The sequence below is a fragment of the Paenibacillus sp. GCM10023250 genome, from assembly GCF_042653205.1.
Taxonomy (GTDB): domain Bacteria; phylum Bacillota; class Bacilli; order Paenibacillales; family Paenibacillaceae; genus Paenibacillus_Z.
Genome location: NZ_JBHSHY010000110.1, coordinates 1 through 527, shown reverse-complemented (window position 1 = coordinate 527; position 527 = coordinate 1). Strand labels below are relative to the sequence as shown.

Genomic DNA, 527 nt, shown 5'->3' with positions numbered 1-527 from the left:
CGCCCGCTCCCGGTGGGTGCGGGCACGACTGTCACCCGGTCGGTTCCTGACCGGTCGCCGACCGGCACGCACACGGACCGGCAGCTCGCGGCACCAGCAGTCGTCCTCCCGCGTGAGTGGGGCCAGGAGCTCGCGAGCTCCCGGTCCCCGTGCTGGGCGTGTCAGTCGCCCCCGTGCCCGGGCACGAGGATCTACGCTCGTCGGCCATGATCGACTTCCAGAACGGCACCTTCGTCAAGCTGAGTCCCAGCAACCCGCAGGACCTGATGGCCGAGATCGGCCCGATGCTCGTGGCCGGCGAGCAGGTGTTCCTGAGCTTCAAGGGCATCCGGGACTCCGTCGTCTTCACGAACAAGCGGCTGATCTCCTTGAACGTGCAGGGCCTGACCGGCAAGAAGCGGGACTACACCTCGTTGCCGTACTCGAAGATCCAGGCGTTCAGCGTGGAGACCGCCGGCACCTTCGACCTCGACGCCGAGCTCGAGCTCTGGTTCAGCGGGCTGGGCCGGGTGCGGCTCGAGTTCAAG

Annotated in this window: 1 protein-coding gene; it reads left to right on the top strand. The window is 68.1% G+C overall.

All coding sequences use genetic code 11. The features are described 5' to 3' along the window. Positions 1–206: 206 nt before the first annotated feature. A partial coding sequence (locus ACFPB1_RS27435) for a PH domain-containing protein (RefSeq protein ID WP_379229388.1) occupies positions 207–527 on the top strand: 321 nt, incomplete at its 3' end.